The 21,035-nt window shown below is 53.9% G+C and carries 24 protein-coding genes; 12 read left to right on the top strand and 12 right to left on the bottom strand.

The window, feature by feature from the left end; genetic code table 11:
* Positions 1–16: 16 nt before the first annotated feature.
* Positions 17–223 (bottom strand): cold-shock protein, encoded by a 207-nt coding sequence (locus Q4501_RS02650; protein ID WP_071266268.1) that lies wholly within the window; start codon positions 221–223, stop codon positions 17–19.
* A gap of 293 nt (positions 224–516) precedes the next feature.
* Between Q4501_RS02650 and Q4501_RS02645 the strand changes: the two genes are divergently transcribed.
* Positions 517–1,371, top strand: coding sequence for a crotonase/enoyl-CoA hydratase family protein (locus tag Q4501_RS02645; RefSeq protein WP_303593928.1), 855 nt, complete (start codon positions 517–519; stop codon positions 1,369–1,371).
* A 155-nt stretch (positions 1,372–1,526) separates the two neighbouring features.
* Complete coding sequence (locus tag Q4501_RS02640; RefSeq protein WP_303593927.1) at positions 1,527–1,973, top strand: CPBP family intramembrane glutamic endopeptidase; 447 nt, start codon at positions 1,527–1,529, stop codon at positions 1,971–1,973.
* Here the strand turns inward: Q4501_RS02640 and Q4501_RS02635 are convergent.
* Positions 1,970–2,836 (bottom strand): LysR family transcriptional regulator ArgP, encoded by an 867-nt coding sequence (locus Q4501_RS02635; protein ID WP_303593926.1) that lies wholly within the window; start codon positions 2,834–2,836, stop codon positions 1,970–1,972. The genes Q4501_RS02640 and Q4501_RS02635 overlap by 4 nt on opposite strands.
* Positions 2,837–2,924: 88 nt before the next feature.
* Between Q4501_RS02635 and Q4501_RS02630 the strand changes: the two genes are divergently transcribed.
* Positions 2,925–3,533, top strand: a complete 609-nt coding sequence (locus Q4501_RS02630) for a LysE/ArgO family amino acid transporter (protein ID WP_303593924.1) — start codon at positions 2,925–2,927, stop codon at positions 3,531–3,533.
* 2 nt (positions 3,534–3,535) lie between these two features.
* On the opposite strand, the gene Q4501_RS02625 is transcribed toward Q4501_RS02630, so the two are convergent.
* Positions 3,536–4,036: a C40 family peptidase gene (locus Q4501_RS02625; RefSeq protein WP_303593922.1), complete on the bottom strand. Its 501-nt coding sequence runs from the start codon at positions 4,034–4,036 to the stop codon at positions 3,536–3,538.
* A gap of 93 nt (positions 4,037–4,129) precedes the next feature.
* Between Q4501_RS02625 and arfB the strand changes: the two genes are divergently transcribed.
* Entirely contained in the window at positions 4,130–4,543 is a 414-nt protein-coding gene (gene arfB, locus Q4501_RS02620) for an alternative ribosome rescue aminoacyl-tRNA hydrolase ArfB (RefSeq protein WP_303593920.1), read from the top strand.
* Here arfB and Q4501_RS02615 read toward each other — a convergent pair.
* Positions 4,534–5,610 carry an alpha/beta hydrolase gene (locus Q4501_RS02615; protein ID WP_303593919.1) on the bottom strand — a complete coding sequence of 359 codons (1,077 nt, stop codon included), beginning with the start codon at positions 5,608–5,610 and terminating at the stop codon, positions 4,534–4,536. The genes arfB and Q4501_RS02615 overlap by 10 nt on opposite strands.
* A gap of 139 nt (positions 5,611–5,749) precedes the next feature.
* Here Q4501_RS02615 and Q4501_RS02610 point away from each other — a divergent pair, with 139 nt between their 5' ends.
* Positions 5,750–6,064, top strand: coding sequence for a DUF2007 domain-containing protein (locus tag Q4501_RS02610; protein WP_303593918.1), 315 nt, complete (start codon positions 5,750–5,752; stop codon positions 6,062–6,064).
* A gap of 47 nt (positions 6,065–6,111) precedes the next feature.
* Complete coding sequence (locus tag Q4501_RS02605) at positions 6,112–6,813, top strand: SDR family oxidoreductase (protein WP_303593917.1); 702 nt, start codon at positions 6,112–6,114, stop codon at positions 6,811–6,813.
* A 29-nt stretch (positions 6,814–6,842) separates the two neighbouring features.
* Here Q4501_RS02605 and rluF read toward each other — a convergent pair whose 3' ends face one another.
* On the bottom strand, positions 6,843–7,793 hold the full coding sequence (gene rluF / locus Q4501_RS02600) for a 23S rRNA pseudouridine(2604) synthase RluF (RefSeq protein ID WP_303593916.1): 951 nt from the start codon (positions 7,791–7,793) through the stop codon (positions 6,843–6,845).
* Positions 7,794–7,931: 138 nt separating this feature from the next.
* Between rluF and Q4501_RS02595 the strand changes: the two genes are divergently transcribed.
* Together Q4501_RS02595 and Q4501_RS02590 are read left to right on the top strand one after the other, a co-directional pair.
* Positions 7,932–8,654: an ABC transporter substrate-binding protein gene (locus tag Q4501_RS02595; protein WP_303593914.1), complete on the top strand. Its 723-nt coding sequence runs from the start codon at positions 7,932–7,934 to the stop codon at positions 8,652–8,654.
* Positions 8,651–9,316, top strand: coding sequence for a class I SAM-dependent methyltransferase (locus Q4501_RS02590; protein WP_303593913.1), 666 nt, complete (start codon positions 8,651–8,653; stop codon positions 9,314–9,316). The genes Q4501_RS02595 and Q4501_RS02590 overlap by 4 nt, the downstream gene beginning before the upstream one ends.
* Before the next feature lie 40 nt (positions 9,317–9,356).
* Here Q4501_RS02590 and Q4501_RS02585 read toward each other — a convergent pair whose 3' ends face one another.
* The 7 genes from Q4501_RS02585 to Q4501_RS02555 form a co-directional block, all read right to left on the bottom strand.
* Complete coding sequence (locus Q4501_RS02585; RefSeq protein ID WP_303593912.1) at positions 9,357–10,664, bottom strand: short-chain fatty acid transporter; 1,308 nt, start codon at positions 10,662–10,664, stop codon at positions 9,357–9,359.
* A 152-nt stretch (positions 10,665–10,816) separates the two neighbouring features.
* A complete protein-coding gene (locus Q4501_RS02580; protein ID WP_303593910.1) occupies positions 10,817–12,262 on the bottom strand; it encodes a phospholipase D family protein in 1,446 nt (481 codons plus the stop codon).
* Between the two features lie 26 nt (positions 12,263–12,288).
* Positions 12,289–13,023 carry a glutamine amidotransferase gene (locus Q4501_RS02575; protein WP_303593908.1) on the bottom strand — a complete coding sequence of 245 codons (735 nt, stop codon included), beginning with the start codon at positions 13,021–13,023 and terminating at the stop codon, positions 12,289–12,291.
* Positions 13,020–13,745 carry a YebC/PmpR family DNA-binding transcriptional regulator gene (locus tag Q4501_RS02570; protein WP_303593906.1) on the bottom strand — a complete coding sequence of 242 codons (726 nt, stop codon included), beginning with the start codon at positions 13,743–13,745 and terminating at the stop codon, positions 13,020–13,022. Before Q4501_RS02570 ends, Q4501_RS02575 begins: the two co-directional genes overlap by 4 nt.
* Positions 13,746–13,839: 94 nt before the next feature.
* Positions 13,840–14,640, bottom strand: coding sequence for an MBL fold metallo-hydrolase (locus Q4501_RS02565; RefSeq protein ID WP_303593904.1), 801 nt, complete (start codon positions 14,638–14,640; stop codon positions 13,840–13,842).
* A 147-nt stretch (positions 14,641–14,787) separates the two neighbouring features.
* On the bottom strand, positions 14,788–15,216 hold the full coding sequence (locus Q4501_RS02560) for an SRPBCC family protein (RefSeq protein ID WP_303593902.1): 429 nt from the start codon (positions 15,214–15,216) through the stop codon (positions 14,788–14,790).
* Positions 15,217–15,318: 102 nt separating this feature from the next.
* Complete coding sequence (locus tag Q4501_RS02555) at positions 15,319–16,194, bottom strand: AraC family transcriptional regulator (RefSeq protein WP_303593900.1); 876 nt, start codon at positions 16,192–16,194, stop codon at positions 15,319–15,321.
* A 165-nt stretch (positions 16,195–16,359) separates the two neighbouring features.
* On the opposite strand from Q4501_RS02555, the gene Q4501_RS02550 reads away from it, so the two are divergent.
* The 4 genes from Q4501_RS02550 to Q4501_RS02535 all read left to right on the top strand — a co-directional run bounded on the left by Q4501_RS02550 (position 16,360) and on the right by Q4501_RS02535 (position 21,023).
* Positions 16,360–17,850: a CoA-acylating methylmalonate-semialdehyde dehydrogenase gene (locus Q4501_RS02550; RefSeq protein WP_303593898.1), complete on the top strand. Its 1,491-nt coding sequence runs from the start codon at positions 16,360–16,362 to the stop codon at positions 17,848–17,850.
* A gap of 93 nt (positions 17,851–17,943) precedes the next feature.
* Positions 17,944–19,110, top strand: a complete 1,167-nt coding sequence (locus Q4501_RS02545; RefSeq protein WP_303593896.1) for an acyl-CoA dehydrogenase family protein — start codon at positions 17,944–17,946, stop codon at positions 19,108–19,110.
* A gap of 26 nt (positions 19,111–19,136) precedes the next feature.
* Positions 19,137–19,916, top strand: a complete 780-nt coding sequence (locus Q4501_RS02540; RefSeq protein WP_303593894.1) for an enoyl-CoA hydratase — start codon at positions 19,137–19,139, stop codon at positions 19,914–19,916.
* Between the two features lie 24 nt (positions 19,917–19,940).
* A complete protein-coding gene (locus Q4501_RS02535; protein WP_303593891.1) occupies positions 19,941–21,023 on the top strand; it encodes an enoyl-CoA hydratase/isomerase family protein in 1,083 nt (360 codons plus the stop codon).
* Positions 21,024–21,035: the final 12 nt, after the last annotated feature.

Genomic DNA, 21,035 nt, shown 5'->3' with positions numbered 1-21,035 from the left:
TAGCGTTGTCTGTTAATTAAACAGCAACAACGTTCTCAGCCTGAGGACCTTTCTGGCCCTGAGTCACGGTGAAATCGACTTGCTGGCCTTCAGCCAGAGTCTTGAAACCGCCGCCCTGAATAGCGCTGTAGTGAACAAATACGTCGGGGCCGCCTTCACGAGTGATAAAGCCAAAACCTTTTGCTTCGTTGAAGAACTTAACAGTACCGGTAACAGTAGACATAATATAATCCTGAATTCAATCATTTAAAGTGCCGCCAGTTCATCGTTTGGATGGCTGGTCAGCGGTATGCGGAAACAAAAAACGGGCGTGATCAAAAACAGGACGTACAACTACTGAAATGCGTCTTATTGATGAAGTGCTTTGCTAAATCTTTCCAACGGAGTGAACTGTACCTGTTGGTTGCTGAAAAGCAAAGAACTTTCTTGTAGGCATAAACCCGACATTTTCAGCAACATGAGGTATGTTTGCCTCAGCATTTCAGAGTTTTTATAAATTGATAAAGGAGTTTTGTCTTGTCTGAGCTATCCAATTACGAAAGTTTTTCTATCACCGTCGAAAACAAGATTGCCCATGTGCAGTTCAGTCGCCCGGAAGCGATGAATACCATGACGAAAGCATTCTGGCTTGAACTGCCCAGATGCATGCAGGAAATCGAATCGAAAACCGATGCCCGGGTTATTGTTGTGTCATCTACGGGTAAGCATTTTTCGGCGGGAATGGATCTTGGGGTTTTTACTGACTCCAAGGCTGTTCCCATGAGCGGTGATCCTGGTCGTATGGCGGAAAACCTGAGACGGGTTGTACTCCAGCTACAGGATACGCTGACTTCCCTGGAGAACGTTCGCCTACCAGTATTGACGGCCATCCACGGAGGCTGCATCGGCGGGGCTCTGGATTTGGTGTGTGCAGCGGACAGCCGTTACTGCACGGAAGACGCATACTTCACGATCAAGGAAACCGAACTTGGTATGACAGCCGACGTTGGAACTCTTCAGCGTTTGCCCAAGTTGATGCCGGAAGGCGTTGTGCGAGAGCTGGCCTATACCGGTCGTAAGTTTTCTGCTCAGGAAGCAAAGGATCTGGGGTTTGTAAATGCTCTTTATGCAGATCAGGAAGCGTTGATTACCGGTGTTATGGACATAGCCGCTCAGATTGCGGCCAATTCGCCGCTTGCGGTCACTGGTTGTAAAGAGATGCTGAATTACAGCCGTGATCACACCGTAGCCGACAGCCTCAAGTACATGGCAACCTGGCAGGCTGGCATGTTCCGCCCTACCGACATGATGAAAACCTTCCAGGCTAAAGCGCAAAAACAGGCGCCCAAGTACGATGACCTGTTTGCTGTAAAAGGGCTTTTTGAGCAATAAATGGCTCTGAATAAACAGCCGAAGTCGAAAATTTCTCCGGTTACCGCCCTGGCATTTCAGGGTGGAATCGGGGTCATCGGGCTTTTGGCAATCCTCTTTGCAGACATTCCAGTGGGTTTCTCCGGAGACAGTCTGTTATTCAGTGTGCTTTTGGTGTGCTGGGCGCTCTGTGCACCTACGGTGCTCTGCTTCTGCTCACGCAAATTCCACGCCTGTTGCCCGACAACCTTGACCGCCAAATGCGCGGTTTGCACAGGTTTGCATCCGGGTATTCCTGGAGGGTGCTTTTTTTGCTCTCAGTCTTTGCCGGTGTAGGCGAAGAATTACTGTTTCGGGGTGCGTTGCAGGGCTGGCTCAATGTGCACACGAATGCCACTACCGCTGTATTGGCTGCATCAGTTCTTTTTGGCCTGGTGCACTACGCATCCTTTACTTACTTTGTGATCGCGACATGCCTTGGGCTGGTGTTCGGGCTGACCTATGTGATTACCGACAGCATTCTTCTGGTTATGGTTTGGCACGGTGTTTATGACATGATCGCGCTGTATTTTCTGCTTCGGTATCCTCAATGGTTTGGGATTAGGATTCGACCGAATGATTAAGGGTGCGCTGCTTTCAATGCGGTCGTCAGCCGCTCCATAACCCTTCCGCTGTGGCGCCAGAAATGCCAGTACAGCTCGACTTCAAGAGATTGGCCCGGAGCAATGCTGACCAGTTGCCCCGCCTCGAGCTCACGCTTAGCCTGACTCTCCGGAATCATGCCGTAACCCATGCCGGCCAGTGCCAATTTTACAAAGCCTTCAGAAGAAGGGCATAGATGATAGGGGAATGCGCCGTGGTAGCCACTTTGAGCCAAAAACCGGTGCTGCAACTGATCATTTGGCCCGAATACAATCACCGGTGCTGTCTGCAAGCTCTGTTCATCAAAGCCCTGGCTGAAATACCTGGCCTGGTATGCAGGCGTCGCCAAGGGCAGGTAGGTCATGGTGCCAAGCGGCACGCAGCGGGCCCCTGCTACTGGTTGCGGATTGCTGCACAGGCAGGCGGCGACATCACCTTCGCGCATCCTGCGTAGAGCTATGTCCTGGTCTTCGACTACCATGTCCAGCAACAAAGATTCTTCCCGGCAGAATTCACCCACAGCACTTGCCCACCAGGTTGCCAGGCTGTCGGCATTGAGGGCGATGCGCAACCGCGCAGCAGGCTCGGAAAGGGTCGGCAGTGATTTTGCCAGGTCCCGCTCAAGCAGTTGAACCTGCTGAACGTGGTTCAATAGCTGCTGCCCAGCCGGTGTGGCTCTGGTAACCGGGCCGCGAATCAGAACCGGTTGTCCGATGCGTACTTCCAGGGTTCGAATGCGCTGTGAAATGGCGGATTGGCTCAGACCCAGCACAATGCCAGCCCGTTCAAAGCCACCGGTCTCTATAACCGTAGCGAGGGCTTCCAGTAATTTATAATCGATCATAAGTAAAACTGATGCATCATTATCAATATGAATTTCAAGTATAGCTTCCAGCGGCTATTCTTTCCGCATCAAAATGGAGTGAAGGGCCGTGGTTGAAAGTTATTTGACGGGATTAATTGTAGGTGGCGGCATCATTGTTGCCATTGGAGCGCAGAATGCCTATGTGCTTAGCCAGGCCATTCGGCGTGAACATCATTGGTGGGCGGCCGGTTTGTGTATGGCTGCGGATATTGCCCTTTTCTCGCTTGGCATGTTCGGGGTAAGCGCGGCGCTGATGGCCATGCCGCAGGCATTGGAAATTCTACGGTGGCTGGGGGTGGTATTCCTTGGGTGGCTCGCACTCCAGGCATTTGTGCGGGCCAGTCGCGGCCGTGCGGCACTTGAAACCGCTGAAGTAACACGCCGCAGCTTGAAGGGCGTTCTGTTTACCACGCTGGCAGTCACCTTACTGAACCCCCATGTGTATCTGGATACCCTGCTGCTTATTCCGGCGGTGGGCGCTCAGCAGGAGAACGCAACGACCTTTGTCGCGGGCGCCAGCAGTGCGTCAGTTCTCTGGTTCGGTTTACTGGCGTGGAGTGGTTCGGCGTTGGCACCTGTTCTGTCACGTCCGCTGGCCTGGCGTATTATTGACGGTGTAATCGGTATGATGATGGCGGCGATCGCCCTTCAACTGGCTCTTAATGGAAGCCTCTAGCGTCAGTCGAACCGCCGGGCGCCGGAAAAGCGATCTCTCCAGTAGTATCCGTCAAGTTCCGACATAATGACGCCGGAAGACGTCGACGCGTGAATAAAGAGGTTGTCACCCATATAAATACCAGCGTGTTGGTCTTTCCCCGCTATTCGAAAGAATACGATATCACCGGGCTCAACGCTGTTCCGATGCACTACATCTCCGTGCTTCAGCATTTGTGAGGTTGTGCGCGGCAGTTGTTGTCCCAGGCTTTCACTGTACGCTGTTGTGATGAACCCTGAACAGTCGAAGCCGCGGCTTGTTGTGCCGCCGTACTGGTAAGGTGTGCCTTGATAACGTTCAAAGGCTTGCCATAGTTTTTCAGCTTTCACAGAACCCGGTGCGGACTCTGCAGGGGAGTATTGCAGAGCGGCACTTCCGGGCTGCAATTGCTGATTGCTGGCGCAGCCACCCAGAACAAGGGAGGTGAAAGCCAGAATGATGACGTACCTGAAAGCCTGAATCATGCTTTTTCCTGAGCTACTGTTCTTTAATTCCACTTTATTACCGAATTCCCGGGAAGTCAGGTTACGGTTTCCGGGATTTGATAACATTAGCGAATGCTGAAAATATCAAATGCTGTTGAAATCGCCGACTGGGAAATAGAAATTACCCAGATCCGGGCACAGGGCGCCGGTGGCCAGAACGTCAATAAAGTAGCCTCGGCGGTGCATCTGCGTTTCGATGTGCTGAATTCTGCGCTGCCGCCGTTTTATAAAGAGCGCCTGATGGCGCTGCAGGATCAGCGTATAAGCAAGGAAGGCGTGATAGTCATCAAGGCTCAGTCTTTCCGTACGTTAGAGCTGAACAAAGAGGATGCTCTTGAACGCCTCAAGGAATTGATACACGAGGCGGTCAAGGTACAGAAGGCGCGCCGAGCCACCCGCCCTTCAAAATCTGCCCGCCGCAAAAGGGTTGACCGCAAGACGCAAAAAGGCAAAACCAAAGCCCTGCGCGGCAAAGTTCAGATTTGAGCTGTGTCGGGTTCCTGCTTGGTGGATTCGATGTCCCTGATGAATTCTTTTATATCGGCGAAAGCTTCTTCGGCCTCCGGTAGTACCGGCGTGAAAATCTGCCAGACATGAACCATGCCTGGCCAGGTGTGTAGCTCCACCTTCGAACCCTGAGCTTTTGCTTTCGCTGTGTATCGCCTGGCGTTATCCAGAAGCATCTCTGTGTCACTGGCCTGAATCAGTATGGGCGGCAAATTGGCAAGATTGCCTAGCAGTGGTGATGCGACCGGACTGGTGGGCGAAGTGCGAAATGCAGCGAGCGTGGCCCACCAGAGAACCGGCCGGGGAATTTTCGACAGGCCGCCAAGCATTGGCCCCAGCATTGGGTCTGTTGCGATATTACCGCGGTTGCTCGGCGCACTCAGGGTTAGGTCGGTGGAGGGAGAAAACGCTATGGCGCCATCTGCCTGGCGCAGGCCGCTTTCTCGAATCCATGCCAGCAGTCCAAGGGTATGGCTGCCACCGGCGGAATCTCCTGCCACCAGAATAAATGTGGCTTCCCCCGGCCCCTCCGGGCCGTTTTCCGTCAACCAGGTGTAGGCTTTGCGACAATCACGTACACCATCCATGAAACGGTACTCTGGCATAAGGCGATAATCGACGGCGAAGACAGCGGCATTGGCAATGTGAGACAGGCGGTCTGTAATGGATCGATGGCTGCGGGGACTGCCCGCGGCCCAGGCGCCACCGTGGATGTAGAGAATTCGCCGCCGGGTGTCGACACCCGGGGCAATGACCCATTCGCCGTTCGGGTTATTGCACTGGCGGAATTCGGACTCGAACGTCAGGCCATCACTCAGGCTGTCCATATGCTTACGCAATGCTATCAGTCGCGCTTTGCCGTGAAGGCCTTTGCCAGCCCTGCCCATTTCCCGAATGCGGTCCAGAACCTTGTCATTTTCTGCGCTGGGGCTCGCCTCGCTCGCGGCGTACTTGTCATCGTCCAGATAAGACAAATCTTCAATGCGAAACAGAAACAACGTCAATGCGACGATTAATAAAATAACGACGGCGATAATCCAGAACATAAGCTGTCCGTATCCTGAAAGTTGGCTCTGTTAATGCTGGGGCACTAAGCTCTGTGTACAAAGCATCGCAGATTTTCGCGATTTTTGCTCCTCAAGGCGTCTGTCAGAGGCTCCTTAATCTCACAAAAGGAGAAGGGTGATGCAAATAGCCTATCGGGCCAGAGACATCACTGAAGCGCATATTGTGGCCGGATTGCTGAATGCCAACGACATTGAAGCTTATGTAGGTGGTCATTACCTGCAGGGTGCTATGGGTGAGATTGGCGCAGCAGGTTTCAGCAATGTTCACGTAGAAGATGACGATCTCTATCCGGCCCGGCAGTTGATTGCAGAGTATGAGGCAAGCCATCGTGTTACCCGGGCAAGGGAACGAAATGATGATAAACCCGATTCTTATGCCCGGTGGTTTTTGCTGATTATCGCAGTGTTGGCGGTGATCTGGCTGAATCTTTGAGAAGTACCTGTAGATGATATTTATTTGATAAACGGAGAATAAAGCTTATGGCGGATAGCCACTCGAAAAACCCGGTAATGTTGATCACCGGTGCATCTTCAGGCATTGGTGCGGCAACGGCCCGGGCTGCGGCCAAAGAAGGTTACAGGCTTGTGCTTGCAGCACGCTCGGCCGACAAATTGAAAGCCTTGCAGGCGGAGCTCGGCGGTGACAGCAGGGTATTGATTGTAGAGTGCGACGTGCAGAGCGCTGATGACCAGAAAGCGATGGTCGAGCAGGCCCTGCAGACCTTCGGTCGCATTGACACGGTGTTTGCCAACGCTGGTCGCGGAGGGGAGCCCGGCGGTTTCAGCGAAGCTGACCCCGAAGTATGGAAAGATATGATTCTTACCAATATTTACGGGGTCGGGCTGACCATTCAGCATTGCCTGCCAACTCTTCGGGAAAGCAAGGGGCACTTGTTACTGACAGGCTCTGCCGCAGGCAGAGTGACGATTCCAGGTTCAATGTACAGCGCAACGAAGTGGGCTGTTTCCGCGATTGGCTATGGCGTTCGGGAAGAACTGCGCGGCTCTGGGGTGCGGGTCACCCTGATAGAGCCAGGGATGGTTGATACGCCATTTTTCGATAAACAACCGGCGCATGCGTTGATGCCAGACGACATCGCCCGCGCTGTTATTTACGCGGTGTCTCAGCCTTCCCATGTGGATGTAAACGAAATTCTGGTGCGGCCAACGCCTGCCGAATAAGAGCGCAGCCCCTTAACGCTCGGCCCTGCTTATCGTTTAACGCTGCGTTGTCGTGGTTTTCCGGCTTTGGGGCGCTTTGATGATTTGGGTTTTTTGCCGGTTTCAGGCCGCCCTCCTGGTGGTTTCGGCCTGGCTCCCGGAGCTTTAGGCCTGCCTTTGCGACCTGATTCCGGTGGCCGTGAGGATTGATCGGATGAACGGCTGGGTTTTCGGGCAGGTTTCTTTTTAACTGCGGCAGGCTTATCCGTTACGGCATCAGAAGTTGAATCACGAATTGCTTCAAAAAGACTGGCCAGCTCCTTCTCCGTAAGATCCCGCCATTGGCCCACAGCAAGCCCTTTCAGGTTAATGTTCATAATGCGAACACGTTCCAGCCGGGTGACTTCAAACCCGAAATGTTCGCTCATTCTACGAATCTGGCGGTTCAGTCCTTGCACCAGTGTTATGCGAAATACAAAACGACTCTCTTGCACCACTTTGCACTTTTTGGTCATGGTGCCGAGAATTGGAACGCCCCCCGCCATACCCTCAATAAACGATTTGGTGATTGGTTTGTCGACTGTCACCAAATATTCTTTTTCATGATTATTGCCGGCGCGCAGGATTTTATTCACCAGGTCGCCATTGCTGGTCATGAAAATCAGCCCCTGGGAGTCCTTATCGAGGCGGCCGATCGGAAATATCCGCGCGCTGTGGCCAACAAAGCGCTGAATATTGTATTTTTCCGTGTCGTCGGTGGTGCTTACAATGCCCACTGGCTTGTTCAGGGCAATAAACACCAGGTCTTCTTCGGCGCGGGGTTCGATAACCTGGCCGTTTACTCTGACTGTGTCTGACGGTAATACCTGATCTCCGACACTGGCCCGCTTGCCATTAATATAGACATTGCCCTGTTCAATGTAGCGATCTGCCTCCCGGCGGGAACACATGCCGCTTTCACTGATGTATTTATTAAGGCGCGTAGAGTGATTACTTGTCATCGATTATCCGGTTGCGTATCTGGGTGCTGGCATCATAACAGGCGACTGCCACTCTCGCAGCCAGACGGTTGGTGCTTTGGCGTGGAGTCTGTCATTCTTTCAGGTTGTAAACATCCGTTTTTAAGGTCGTTCTGAACCATGAGCCCCCGTCGCTTTATCCGGTCGCTGAATTTCTTCAAAGCCTGTGCCGCCCTTTGCCTCGTGATTGCGCTTCCGGTCTCGGCGCAGACGATTCATTTGGTGACTGAGGAGTGGCCAGGGCTAATTGACGATAACCCGCAAGGTCCCAGTGGTGTCCTTTGGGAGATCTCAAGAGAGGTGCTCGAGAGTATGGGGTATGACGTAAAACTGGACTTTGTGCCCTGGAAGCGAGCTCAACGTCTGACTCTGAAGAACGAGCGTGACGGCATTGTTGGTATTGGCATAACGCCCGAGCGAGAGAAAGTGTTCCGGTTCCCGGAGAAGGCCCTTTTGATCAGTGAAACAGCCGTCTATACGAAACAGGACCATACTTTTGACTATGAAGACCTGGACTCATTGAAAGGTATGAGGGTTGGTGTCTCCCCCGGCTACACCTACTCACCGGAGATCGCGTCTGCACTCCATTTTGAACGAGTAGAAATGCCCTCTATCGAGTCGGGACTGAAGATGCTGCTGCTCGGGCGGCTCGACGCCATACTGGCTAACCGGTATGTTGCCGGGATTCAGGCGGAACGGCTGGATATTGTCTATAAAATAAAGGCTTCTGAGAGGCCCGTTAGCGTCGGACCGGTATATCTGGCCTTCAGTCCCGAAACATCAACAGAGTTCCTGGAAGCGTTTTCCAGTGCTCTGGAGACATTTTACGCAAATCGTCCATGATGGCCGAGGTCATTCTATGTGAAGGCTCGGCCTGCAGTGTTTGCGGGCAGGGCAGGCTGACGCGCTTTCGTGTAGTGCAAGGGCGGGAATATCTGCGTTGCCCGCACTGCGAGGCAACCATCATGGCGCAGGCTAACTGGCTTACGTCTGAAGAAGAGCAGACCGTTTATAATCTTCATGATAATGATCCGGCGGATCCGGGTTACCGGGCCTTCCTCAACAAGCTTGTGGTGCCTCTGCTTGAGCGCATTCAGCCGGGCGCTCTGGGGCTGGATTTCGGCTGTGGGCCAGGGCCAGCCCTTGCTGGCATGCTGCGCGAAGCGGGAATGGAGGTAAAACTTTACGACCCTTTTTTCTACCCTTCTCAGGCAGCGCTGGGTCGCCAGTATGATTTCATTACCTGTACCGAAGTGGTCGAGCACCTGCATCGGCCGGCAAAGGTGTTGCGTCAACTGGACGGCTTGTTAAAGCCCGGCGGGTGGCTTGGTGTAATGACGTGTTTTCAGACCTGTGACGAACGGTTTGATAACTGGCATTACCGTAGGGACCCCACACATGTTGTGTTTTATCGGGAGAAGACTTTGGCCCAGATAGCCGATCACTTGGGCTGGGTCCTTTCGGTGCCAAGAAAAGATGTCGCCATTTTTCATAAGCCTTTATGAGACCGGGGACCATATGTCCCCGGTTGTTTCCCTTGAGCCTTTATAGCCAGGTAAGGCCGACACTGATGATCACGCCCGTGATTATCAGCAGGATGAGACAGTATCCCATAATGTCTTTGGCTTTTAGCCCTGCAATGGCGAGTACAGGTAGCGCCCAGAAGGGTTGCAAGAGGTTGGTCCACGCATCGCCCCATGCAACGGCCATGGCCACCCGTGGAATGCTTGCACCAAGCTCCTGAGCTGCTGGCAGCATGACAGGTGCCTGCACCGCCCACTGACCACCCCCAGAGGGTACGAAAATGTTCACCAGCCCGGCGCTGATGAAGCTCCAGAATGGCAGGCTCTCAGCTGTTGCCATGGAGACAAAACCGGAGGAAATGCTGGCAGCCAGGCCCGAGGCGGTCATCACTCCCATGATGCCGGCATAGAACGGGAACTGAATAACGATACCCGAACCACCCTTCACCGCTTCATGCAAGCTGTCGAGCAGCCTCTTCGGCGTCTGGTGCAGGATAATTGCAAGGAACAGGAACATGAAATTGACTATGTTCAGGTTCAGGCCACCACCGTCCATGAAGTACTGAAAGATAAACGCGAGACCACTGAAACCAATGAGCCAGGCCAATGTCCGACTATTTTCCAGGTGATCAGCCGGCCGGTGAATAGAAACGCGGGTATCGGGCTCGTCATCCAGGACGGCGGGGTCGACATAGACGCTCTCTTTCTCAGGGGGCAGCATCAAGCGGTTTACCAGAGGAACAACAATAAACAGCGCCACGATGATCGCAAGGTTGAAAAACGCAAAGATAGTTTCGCCGGTGCCAATCACACCGATCACATCGGCGGTGAAGTGCCCGTCGGTCGCGATCACCAGAGGGATTGAACCGGCGAGACCGCCATGCCAGACGATAAAACCGGAGTAGGCACTTGCGATCAATAACGGGTAGTGGACCCTGACCTGCCGGGCAAGAGCTTTCGCAAAGAGAGCACCAACTACAAGGCCGAACCCCCAGTTAATCCAACTAGCAATAAGCGCTACGAAGGTAACCAGAACAATCGCCTGGCCTGGCGTGCTGGCAACTGCAGCAATTCGGTTCAGTATGCCGCGAACAAACGGGGTGCTGGCAAGCATGAACCCCGTAACCAGAACCAGCAACATCTGCATCGAGAAAGTGAGCAGGTTCCAGAAACCGTTACCCCACATTTCGATCACTGCCATCGGGCCGTGGCCTTCAAATACCATGGCTGCGATGAATGCGAACAGGGATAGAATCAATACAAAAATATATGGGTCTGGCAGATATTTATCCACCAGGCTGACCATGGGTCGAGCAGCTTTATCTAACATTATTATCCCCTTGTTTTTGTTAGGTTTGACGTAGAGGAGCATAGGTGATTCCGGGCGGGAAACCAAGCGAAGCCTGATGGGTCAGACAGGAGGTAGGTTAAGCCTTCTGGGGAGCTAAGGCTTATACAACCAGAGAATGCAGACGTACTGGTTCAGAAAGTTGAAAGCCCGGTTGCTTCCATCAAGCGGTAGCGCCAGTAACGCAGTGTTGAATCATCTGCCCAGCGCTCGTAGGGCAGACTCATGACAGGATCGCTGCCAGGGCCGGATTGCCACTGCCGTTTGAAGAAATCGACAGCCTTCATGGCTACCTCAGAATCAGCTGGGACGGAAACCCACACATCAGTTTCCAAGTTCAGATCATCGAGATTGCGGCGTGTGAAGTTTGCTGAGCCAAGCAACAGCTCGGTATGGCCGGTAAGAGGGCGCAGGATCAGTAATTTGCTGTGGCACTGCTCACCAAAAGTGTTGCACCAGCGCACGGGGATGCCCGCCCTGTGAAGTTCAAGGGCGACCTGCCGGTTGGGTATGCCGCTTTTCTGATGGCCGAAGGCTTCATTGTTGGCGTCGAGAAGCACACGCACATGCACGTCGCGGTGGTGAGCATCGAGCAGGGCACCAACAATTTCCCGGTGTGAGAGGTAGAAGAACGCGAGATCCAACTGGCTGCCACTTTGGGCTTCGGAAATCATCTGGAGCGCAGAGTCCAGAATGGCTGATTCTGTTTTAACCGCTATCCTGCCGGCGTCGCTCTGGTTTGCTGGTTGGCTCGTATTTGGTGCGTTGATCAGGGTGTCCAGGCTGGGGTTGGCCTGGTCCGACAGGGCCAATACAGCTTGCTCTGTTTTCAGAATGTCGGTTACCGCCGGGCCCGTAAAACTGATGGCTGTGTTGCTGTGCCGGCTACTGCCATCGTGAGGGTTGGCGGACGTTACCAGGGCGCGTAGCCGGTTGCCTTCATCCGTTACCAAAACCTTCCGGTGGTTTGCCTTGAAGTTGGGCAGTGCAAGGTAGCTGCGTATGGTAACTGGCTCTGTTCCCAGAGCGTTCGGCAGCCAGCCTCCGTCTGAATTATTTCCGAACCACTGGCAGCATAGCCGCCAGATGGCTGACCAGGCCGGGTTACTGTCACGAAGCGGTCGCAGATTGGTTTCTGTTACCGGAATGCCTGCCTCGCGCAGCTTTTGAAACCAGGGAGAAATGGAGCCTCCGTAAAGCGTATTCAGCGGGTCAGAGATAACAATAATCTCCAGCTTCGGCTGTTCTGCCTTTCGCTGGATCAGTGCTTCGGTAAGCTGTTCTGAAAGCTGCCGATGTTCAACGTCCTCCGGGCTGCTGCTGTTGTAGAGGAACATATCGACAAGAACGAAGGATCTGGCCTGGCTGACCAGTCGCAGTATTTCGTCGAAGATTTCATGGTCGCGCGTTTCTGACCCATCACTGTAATGATAAGTGGAATCCGTCAGCAGCACCGCATCGTGCAATGGGTGGTCGTCACCGTTGTAACTGATGCCATGGGGCAGGGGCTTATAGCTATGGTAAAAGCCTATGCCAATAAGTGTCAGAACAACGAGTGCGAACAATACCTTCAGAGACATACGGCTCCAGTGCTTGCGATTCGGTATTAGCTGGTTCGGTTCTCAGTGACCAGTGCGGAGAAGCGTTCCAGAAGCCCGGATGCGTCAGGGGAACTGGTAACCGAGTCGATCATGGCCTGTGAATCAAGCCCTTCACGCTCCAGGTCCGGTGCCTGCACGCCGAGATAGGCCTTCATGATGGCCGCCGAAAATTCAGGGTGAAATTGCACACCCCAGGCGAATTTACCCACCCGAAACGCCTGGTGTGGTTCGAATTCGTTACGGCCAAGCAGAATGGCGTCTTTGGGCAGGCGCAGCACGGATTGTTTGTGGGTTAGCTGGGCGTCGAAGCTTCCTGGCATGCCGCGGAACAGCGGGTCATCCTGTGCGCTTTCCAGCAGCGCGACGCTATGCGTGCCACTTTCCCGACCGTCTGGGTGGTAGCCAACCTCACCGCCCAGTGCGTGGGCCAGAAGTTGGTGCCCGTAACACACACCGAGCAAAGGAACAGCCTTGTCTACGGCCTGGGCCAGCCATTCGGCGGCCTTTTCGCTCCAGGGTTCACGGTCACTGACCATCGCCGGGGAGCCTGTCACAACAATTCCGTCCCAGTCGGCTGGGTCTCCGGGCAACTCTCCTGCGTCCGTATTGAGCACGGTAATGTCGAGCCCGGGCGAGAGCCCGCGCACGAACCATTCATCGAAATCACCGAACTGGTCTTTGATGGCCGGGTAGGTGCTGCCCGTTTTAAGGATCACCACTCTTGGGTTGGGCTGGCTCACTGGTCGGGTAATTCCGCGTTGTGGAAAATGTTCTGTACATCGTCCAGTTCATTCAGCATGTCGCAAAATTTTTCAAACATGGGAATGTCGTCGCCTTCCACAGGCGTGGTGGTTTTTGGCAGGAACTGGATCTCGTCGACGTCGAAATCAATGTCGGCAAAAGCGGTTGTCAGTGCCTCGCGGGCTTTGGCGTATTCGGTGTTTGGGGTAAACACCGTGATCTGGCCATCTTCATTCTCTATGTCCGTAACGTCGACGTCGGCTTCCATCAGTGCTTCAAGCACAGCTTCCTCGTCTTGACCCTTGAACACGAATATCGCGCTGTGATCAAACATGTGGGCGACCGTGCCGGGTGTGCCGATCTTGCTCTTGGTTTTGGTGAAGGCCAGACGAACATCGCCAAAGGTGCGGTTAGGGTTGTCGGTGAGGCAATCCACAATCACCATGCAATTACCCGGGCCATAGCCTTCGTAACGGGCGGGTGAATAATCCTCGCCGGCACCACCCCGGGCTTTATCGATGGCTTTTTCGATAACGTGGCTAGGCACCTGATCTTTTTTGGCACGATCTATAAGACCGCGCAGGGATAGGTTGCCATCCGGGTCTGTGCCGCCGGATTTGGCGCTCATGTAAATTTCGCGCCCGTATTTGCTGTATACCTTGGTTTTGGCCTGAGCTGTCTTGGCCATGGATTCTTTGCGGTTCTGGTAGGCTCTGCCCATTTTGCGCTGCCCTTTACTTGCTGGAGAAAAGGCAGGATTTTACGCAAGAATAGCGATTTGGGACAGGCCTATTTGCTGGACTGCCCCCAAGTGCTCAGACGTAATCGACGGGAGGGCGGTAATTGTCCTGGGCCATCAGGTCGATGCCGCACTCAATATTGCTGACCCAGTTCAGAAATCGATCCACCATTGCGGGGCCTTCGAACCGTTTCCCGTGCTGGGGTACGATCATGGATACATCCATGTCCCGAATCATGTTCGCCCACAACCGGCACACCTTTTGTGAGGCAATATAACGCCGATGAAAGCCGACCATGTGGGGAATGTGTCGATCAAAATCGCTTACGGGCATGTGGTCGTCTTCAGCACCTATCGATGCGCCGAGGTCGCCGGAAAACAGGATTTTCGAGACCGGATCGTAAAACTGCAGGTTTCCTACAGAGTGCATAAAGTGGGCCGGCAGACACTGGAGGTAGGACTCGCCGAATCTTACGTTGGCGCCTGTATCCGGGATGCTGACAATGCGATCGTAAACACTGCCGCTGAGTTGATTGGTAACGTAACTGGAGACCAGATGGGGGAGGAATCTGGCCCACAGCTTCGATGTCACGATCTTCGCGCTGGTATGGACGATCCAACGGTCAATGGCTCCAATGATGTCGGGGTCCTGGTGCGAGGCAAATACATAGTCCATGTCCTTGATGTTCATGAACTTGGATGCAGCCATCGCAAGCGGAGTATAGGTAAGGTCCCCACCCGGGTCGATCAGCGCTTCGTGTTTGCCGTCAACGATCAGAAACTGATTGGACTGGACGCCCTCACCGGTCACCAGAGAATCGAACATCAGACACTTGTGGTGCCCATTATCAAAAAGAATAATTGGCTCGTTTGCCATTTTGAACTCCGCAGGGTAAGTGTCGGCTTGGAAGGCCGGATGTTGCCAGTTGCGCGGAGATTACAAAATTGACGAAAAACAACCATTGCGTCAGGTCAATTATCTGAGATCCATCAAGTAACGTTTTGTGTCCTTTATGAGCCCGGATTATGCCAGCCTGGGTACCTGCCTGACTCCACGCCGGATGGCATTCTCCAGGGCGGCACTGACGAGTCTGCCGGTAAACGGCACAAGATCGTCAAATGAGATGCGATAGCGCACGCGAGTGAGCCCCTCCGGTGTATCTTCAAAGCGGATGCGGCCCAGATGATTTCGAATCGGGCTAAAGCTGGTGATGGTGTACTCGATCAGCAAGTCGGGCTCAAAGCAGGTTATGGTTTCCTCTAGCCCGACTGGGCCGATGCCAAGCTTGCGAACGGAACCGAGGCCGTTAGGGTCTGCCTGGTTACTGTCCTTTATCCGCTTCACTGGCGCCCCGAGAAGCTTTCCGAAGCGGTGATGGTCGGCAAACAGCGCAAAAACCCTGCTGCGCGGTATGTTGAAGGTCTCATCAATTTCAAAGGTATGTGTAGCCATCAATATGCTCTTGTTGTTGCTTTTGATACTCAGACTAGCGGTTTAATATCCACAACAAAAGTTGCACGCCGCGGAAGATTGATAACTAACCCTCTGTACGGGTTAATGTCTGGAAGCAAGTCGATAGTCCCTTGGTGACTGTCCCATGACTTTTTTGAACAGGCGGGAGAAATAGTAGGCATCGTCATAACCAAGACGGTGGCTGACTTCTGTAAAGCTCAGGTTTGTGGTGTCGAGCATCTGACAGGCTCTCTCTACTTTCAGGTGCAGAAAATGCTGAATGGGAGAGGTTCCTGTCTGCTCCTTGTAGCGAGTCGCAAAGTGGGTCGGGGTAAGCCCGGCAAGATCCGCAAGCTGTTCCAGAGTAATTCGTTCATCAAGGTGTTCGCGCATATAATTATTGATGGTTTCGAGTTCGGCCTGCCGCTCATGGCTGGTTTCATCGACGCTGATCGGAACGGCTGCCAGCAGCTGCCGCAAGCGGTTTGCCGCATGAATTAGTCCGCGGGCGCGGAAACCTGTCTGGCGAACTGAAAGCAACCCGTTAAAGTCAACCAAAAGGCGTGGTTGTCGCCCCAGATGGCGGATTGGGGTCGAATCGTTTAACCCCATGTACTTGTGAAACTCACCTGCCAGTGGCCCGGTGTAATGCACCCAGTGAATCGTCCAGGGGTTGTCGGGGTCGGCGGTGTATCTGTGGCTGGCGCCGGCCGGCAGCAACAGAAGATCCCCTGCTTCGACGGTGTAGGGCTCACCTTTCACGTTCAGAAAGGCTTTTCCTTCGGTGCAGTAGATCAAAAGACTGTCGCGATGGTGTTCGCGATGCATGTGATGGCCTGCGGCTCGTCGGTAGTGACCGAAAGCCAGCGGATACAGGTCACGGGTAAGCGGGTGTTCAGACAAAAGCCTGATGATGGGGGCTGGTACCACGTAACGGATGCTGTCCCTCGGTACCGGCCACATGGAGGTCTGTGTCATGGTTTTCGCAGTCGTGTGTTGTTTGGTAATCGAAAGATAGTCCATCAAGTGCGAAATTTAGTCAATCTTCAAGTCCCGGGTAGCGTGCTATGGTCTTACCCATACATTGCTGAAGCCCCGATGCTTTGGCCCGAATCTCGCACAACAACAAATGGGGATCTCAAGATGAAGAACGTTCCACTGTACCTGGCAGGTGAATTTGTTCAGAGCCAGACCAACGAATGGATTGACGTTACCGACCCGGCCACCAACGAGGTGATCGCCCGGGCACCCAGTACCACAGACGCTGAAATGCGCAAAGCCATCGATACTGCCGGTGAAGTATTCAAATCCTGGAAAGAAGTTCCGGTTTCCGAGCGTGCCCGCGTAATGCTGCGTTACCAGGCCCTACTGAAACAGCACCACGATGAAATTGCTGAGATCCTGTCACAGGAAACCGGTAAAACATTTGATGATGCCAAAGGCGACGTGTGGCGTGGCATTGAAGTAGTTGAGCACGCAGCCAACGTAGCTTCCATGATGATGGGCGAAACGGTTGAAAACGTAGCGCGTGAAGTGGATACCCATTCCTGGATCCAGCCGCTGGGCGTTTGCGCAGGTATCACCCCGTTTAACTTCCCTGCGATGATTCCGTTGTGGATGTTCCCCATGGCGATTGCCTGCGGTAACACCTTTATTCTTAAACCGTCCGAGCAGGATCCGCTGACTCCGATGCGTCTTGCTGAACTGTTTGAAGAGGCCGGCGCACCGAAAGGCGTTCTGCAGGTAGTGCACGGTGGTAAGGCGCAAGTGGATGTGCTGCTGACTGATCCTGCAATCAAAGCAGTGTCCTTCGTAGGGTCCGTGCCGGTTGGCCGTTATATCTACGAGACTGGCACTCAAAACATGAAGCGTGTTCAGAGCTTCGCCGGTGCCAAGAACCACATGGTTATCCTGCCGGATGCTGACAAGCAGCAGGTTATCAATGCCCTGGTAGGTGCTTCTGTAGGTGCGGCAGGCCAGCGTTGTATGGCTATTTCCGTAGCTGTGTTTGTCGGTGAAGCGCAGGCCTGGATTCCGGAGCTGAAAGAAGCCATGGCAAAAGTTCGCCCGGGTGCCTGGAATGATTCCGGTGCCAGTTACGGCCCGGTGATCTCTGCCAAAGCCAAAGATCGCGTTGAATCACTCATTGCCACTGGCGAAGCTCAGGGCGCCAACCTGCTTCTGGACGGTCGTGGCTGCACAGTTGATGGCTTGCCGAACGGCAACTGGGTTGGCCCCACCCTGTTCTCAGGCGTGACCACCGAGATGGACATCTATAACGAGGAAATCTTCGGTCCGGTACTGACCTGCATGGAAGAGGAAAGCCTGGCAGACGCCATTACCCTGATCAACAACAGCCCTTACGGTAACGGTGTTTCAATCTTTACCAGTTCAGGCGGCGCAGCCCGCAAGTTCCAGCATGAAATTGAAGTCGGTCAGGTTGGCGTGAATATCCCCATTCCTGTGCCCCTGCCGTTCTTCTCCTTCACCGGTTGGAAGGGGTCTTTCTACGGTGATCAGCACGCTTACGGCAAGCAGGCCGTGCGCTTCTATACTGAGACTAAAACTGTTACGTCACGCTGGTTCTCCAGTGAGGCGACAGCGGAAGCCAACTTCTCTATTCAGTTGCGTTAATTGCGTTGACGGTGGGATGACTTGGGCCGAAACCTGTTTTCGGCCCCTTTTTCATTCCGCGTGACCCAGGACCTTTTAATCTGGAGCCTGACGATGGACTTTAATCTGACTGAAGACCAGCTGGCCTTCCGTGAAGCGGCTCGTACCTTTGCTGAAAAATCCATGGCGCCCCATGCGGCCAAATGGGATGACGAGCATATTTTCCCTGTAGATGTTTTAAAAGAAGCCGGTGAAATGGGCTTCATGGGGATTTACACCCCGGAAGCGCTTGGGGGTATGGGCCTTTCGAGGCTGGATACGTCTGTTATCGTGGAAGAGCTCGCAGCTGCATGCCCCTCCACAGCTGCGTTTATAACCATCCATAATATGGCAACCTGGATGGTTGCGAGCTTCGCCTCTGATGATCTCAAACAGGAGGTTGTGCCTAAACTGGCCAGTGGTGAGCAGCTTGCTTCTTACTGCCTGACTGAGCCGGGTGCCGGTTCTGATGCAGCGAATCTCCGAACCAAGGCTGTTCGTGATGGCGACAGTTATGTGATCAACGGCAGCAAGGTTTTTATTTCCGGGGCAGGTGATACCGACATTCTTGTGCTGATGGCGCGCACCGGTGCAGCAGATTCCGGAGCCAAAGGTATTTCGACCTTCGTGATTCCCGCGGATGCCGAAGGTGTTTCCTACGGCAAGAACGAAGAGAAAATGGGGTGGCACAGCCAGCCCACCCGCACGATTAATCTTGAAAACGTTCGTGTTCCCGCAACCAGCCGGGTAGGTGAAGAGGGTGACGGCTTTGCCATTGCCATGAAAGGCCTCGATGGCGGCCGCCTCAATATTGCCACCTGTTCTCTCGGCGGAGCGCAAGCTGCGCTGCTGAGAGCCCGCAACTATATGCACGAGCGTGAACAGTTCGGCAAACCTTTGGCCGCCTTCCAGGCGTTGCAGTTCAAGCTGGCAGATATGGCAACCAATCTCGTGGCTGCCCGACAGATGGTTCGCCTGGGGGCGTTCAAGCTGGACAGCGGCGATACCGAAGCCACACTGCACTGTGCCATGGCTAAACGTTTTGCAACCGATGCCTGCTTTGACGTGGTGAATGACGCACTTCAGCTGCATGGCGGTTATGGCTATATCCGGGAATACCCTCTGGAGCGTTTCTTGCGCGACCTGCGCGTGCACCAGATCCTGGAAGGTACCAACGAAATCATGCGCTTGATTGTTGCCCGCCGCGTGCTGGACAACGGTGTGGCCGAGGCCATTCAATAAACCGCAACAATAACAGGAGAAACAAGATGAGCGATCTGATTCAGCTCGAAAAACGTGGCCATATTGCGGTTCTTACCATCAATAATCCTCCAGCCAATACCTGGACCGCGGACTCCTTACCGGCTTTAACAAAAACGGTTCGTGAGCTTAATGAAGATACCAACATTTTTGCTCTGGTTCTGACCGGGCAAGGTGAGAAGTTTTTCTCTGCCGGTGCAGATCTTAAAACCTTTGCTGATGGCGACAAGGCTCGTGCCAACCAGATGGCTCAGCTCTTTGGAGAAGCGTTTGCGGCACTGACAGAGTTTCGCGGCGTTTCGATTGCTGCAGTAAACGGGTACGCCATGGGCGGTGGACTGGAATGCGCACTTGCCTGTGATATCCGGATTGCAGAAGAACATGCCCAGATGGCCTTGCCGGAAGCGTCTGTTGGTTTGCTGCCGTGTGCTGGCGGCACCCAGAACCTGCCGTGGCTGGTAGGTGAAGGTTGGGCCAAGCGCATGATTATGTGTGGTGAGCGGGTGAAGGCCGATAAGGCGCTGCAAATCGGTCTGGTTGAAGAAGTAGTTGCCAGTGGGAAGAGCCTGGAAAAGGCGCTGGAATTGGCGGACATGGCCTGCAAGCAAAGCCCGTCGTCGGTCGCGCGCTGCAAGACTCTGGTAATGAGCTCCCGTGACGGTCGCAGCCATTCCGATAGCTGGCGTATGGAGCGCGAGCTGTTTGTTGAACTGTTTTCAACTGAAGACCAGAAAGAAGGCGTGAATGCCTTCCTGGAAAAGCGTAAACCGGAATGGAAAAACCGCTGAAACCTACCGGTCCAAGGATTTGATATGAGCCATCAACCGATTGTTTTTGAAGAGTGGAAAACCGCTGACGACGCCTTGATCGCCGTTGCCCGGCTAAATACGCCTAAAGCGCTTAACTCGCTCTCCCTCGAGATGATTCGGATGCTGACCCCCATGCTCAAGCGCTGGGCCGATGACGACCGAGTTCGTGCTGTCTGGATCGAGGCCGAAGGCGACAAGGCATTTTGTGCCGGCGGCGATATTGTGGCGCTTTACCGCAGTATGACCGAACCACAGAGCGTGGGCGGTAAAAGCGAAGGCGAAGCCTTTTTTACAGAAGAGTACGAGATGGACCACCTTATCCACTCGTTTCCCAAGCCTGTGGTGTGCTGGGGCCACGGTATTGTTATGGGTGGCGGCATTGGCATCATGGCTGGCGCCTCCCACAGGGTGGTGACGGAAGCATCCATGTTGGCTATGCCTGAAAGCAGTATCGGGCTATACCCGGATGTTGCGGCCGGCTGGTTTCTGAACCGGGCTCCCGGCCGCACAGGGCTGTTTCTGGGATTGACCGGCGCCCGCATGAACGCAGCCGATGCGCTGTTCGTGGGCCTTGCCGATCGCTTCATCAAACACGAACTGAAAGCTGAAGTCGTTGCTGACCTGGTTGCTCAGAACTGGCAGGACAAAGACGCTTTTGCCGTGGTCGGCAGCGTGCTCCGGCAGCACGAAAATCAAAGCGCGAGTGAATTACCCAAGTCTCACGTACGAACTCATTTTGATGAGATTAATCGTGTTACCGATGCGGACAGCCTTACCGATATGGTTGCACAGATGAAGGAGCTTTCGAGTGCTGAAGGTTGGCTTGGTAAGGCAACCCGCCCATTGGAAGCCGCTTCACCCACGTCGTTGGCACTGTGCTGGCAGCACCTGCGCAATTGCCGCCAGGATAGCCTCAGCGAAGTATTGGCCAAGGAGCTGACATTGTCGGTCAACTGCCTGAGTAAAGGAGAATTTGCCGAGGGTGTTCGTGCGCTCCTTATCGACAAGGATAAGCAGCCGCGCTGGCGTTACGCTTCGCTGGCGGAAATGGACAGCGAGTGGATTGACAGCTTTTTCACAAATTAGCCAAACAGGCCG

The sequence above is a fragment of the Marinobacter sp. 2_MG-2023 genome (genome assembly GCF_030546935.1).
Taxonomy (GTDB): domain Bacteria; phylum Pseudomonadota; class Gammaproteobacteria; order Pseudomonadales; family Oleiphilaceae; genus Marinobacter.
This window is presented reverse-complemented; position numbering and strand designations above follow the sequence as displayed.

What these genes read in the sequence shown, in the direction of transcription:
- Q4501_RS02550 (WP_303593898.1), top strand. Translation starts at nt 16,360, where the DNA reads ATGAAGAACGTTCCACTGTACCTGGCAGGTGAATTTGTTCAGAGCCAG.
- Q4501_RS02650 (WP_071266268.1), bottom strand. Translation starts at nt 223, where the DNA reads ATGTCTACTGTTACCGGTACTGTTAAGTTCTTCAACGAAGCAAAAGGT.
- Q4501_RS02535 (WP_303593891.1), top strand. Translation starts at nt 19,941, where the DNA reads ATGAGCCATCAACCGATTGTTTTTGAAGAGTGGAAAACCGCTGACGAC.
- Q4501_RS02570 (WP_303593906.1), bottom strand. Translation starts at nt 13,745, where the DNA reads ATGGGCAGAGCCTACCAGAACCGCAAAGAATCCATGGCCAAGACAGCT.
- Q4501_RS02590 (WP_303593913.1), top strand. Translation starts at nt 8,651, where the DNA reads ATGATGGCCGAGGTCATTCTATGTGAAGGCTCGGCCTGCAGTGTTTGC.
- Q4501_RS02625 (WP_303593922.1), bottom strand. Translation starts at nt 4,036, where the DNA reads ATGATTCAGGCTTTCAGGTACGTCATCATTCTGGCTTTCACCTCCCTT.
- Q4501_RS02580 (WP_303593910.1), bottom strand. Translation starts at nt 12,262, where the DNA reads ATGTCTCTGAAGGTATTGTTCGCACTCGTTGTTCTGACACTTATTGGC.
- Q4501_RS02540 (WP_303593894.1), top strand. Translation starts at nt 19,137, where the DNA reads ATGAGCGATCTGATTCAGCTCGAAAAACGTGGCCATATTGCGGTTCTT.
- Q4501_RS02555 (WP_303593900.1), bottom strand. Translation starts at nt 16,194, where the DNA reads ATGACACAGACCTCCATGTGGCCGGTACCGAGGGACAGCATCCGTTAC.
- Q4501_RS02595 (WP_303593914.1), top strand. Translation starts at nt 7,932, where the DNA reads ATGAGCCCCCGTCGCTTTATCCGGTCGCTGAATTTCTTCAAAGCCTGT.
- Q4501_RS02545 (WP_303593896.1), top strand. Translation starts at nt 17,944, where the DNA reads ATGGACTTTAATCTGACTGAAGACCAGCTGGCCTTCCGTGAAGCGGCT.
- Q4501_RS02615 (WP_303593919.1), bottom strand. Translation starts at nt 5,610, where the DNA reads ATGTTCTGGATTATCGCCGTCGTTATTTTATTAATCGTCGCATTGACG.
- Q4501_RS02565 (WP_303593904.1), bottom strand. Translation starts at nt 14,640, where the DNA reads ATGGCAAACGAGCCAATTATTCTTTTTGATAATGGGCACCACAAGTGT.
- Q4501_RS02610 (WP_303593918.1), top strand. Translation starts at nt 5,750, where the DNA reads ATGCAAATAGCCTATCGGGCCAGAGACATCACTGAAGCGCATATTGTG.
- Q4501_RS02605 (WP_303593917.1), top strand. Translation starts at nt 6,112, where the DNA reads ATGGCGGATAGCCACTCGAAAAACCCGGTAATGTTGATCACCGGTGCA.
- Q4501_RS02560 (WP_303593902.1), bottom strand. Translation starts at nt 15,216, where the DNA reads ATGGCTACACATACCTTTGAAATTGATGAGACCTTCAACATACCGCGC.
- arfB (WP_303593920.1), top strand. Translation starts at nt 4,130, where the DNA reads ATGCTGAAAATATCAAATGCTGTTGAAATCGCCGACTGGGAAATAGAA.
- Q4501_RS02585 (WP_303593912.1), bottom strand. Translation starts at nt 10,664, where the DNA reads ATGTTAGATAAAGCTGCTCGACCCATGGTCAGCCTGGTGGATAAATAT.
- Q4501_RS02635 (WP_303593926.1), bottom strand. Translation starts at nt 2,836, where the DNA reads ATGATCGATTATAAATTACTGGAAGCCCTCGCTACGGTTATAGAGACC.
- rluF (WP_303593916.1), bottom strand. Translation starts at nt 7,793, where the DNA reads ATGACAAGTAATCACTCTACGCGCCTTAATAAATACATCAGTGAAAGC.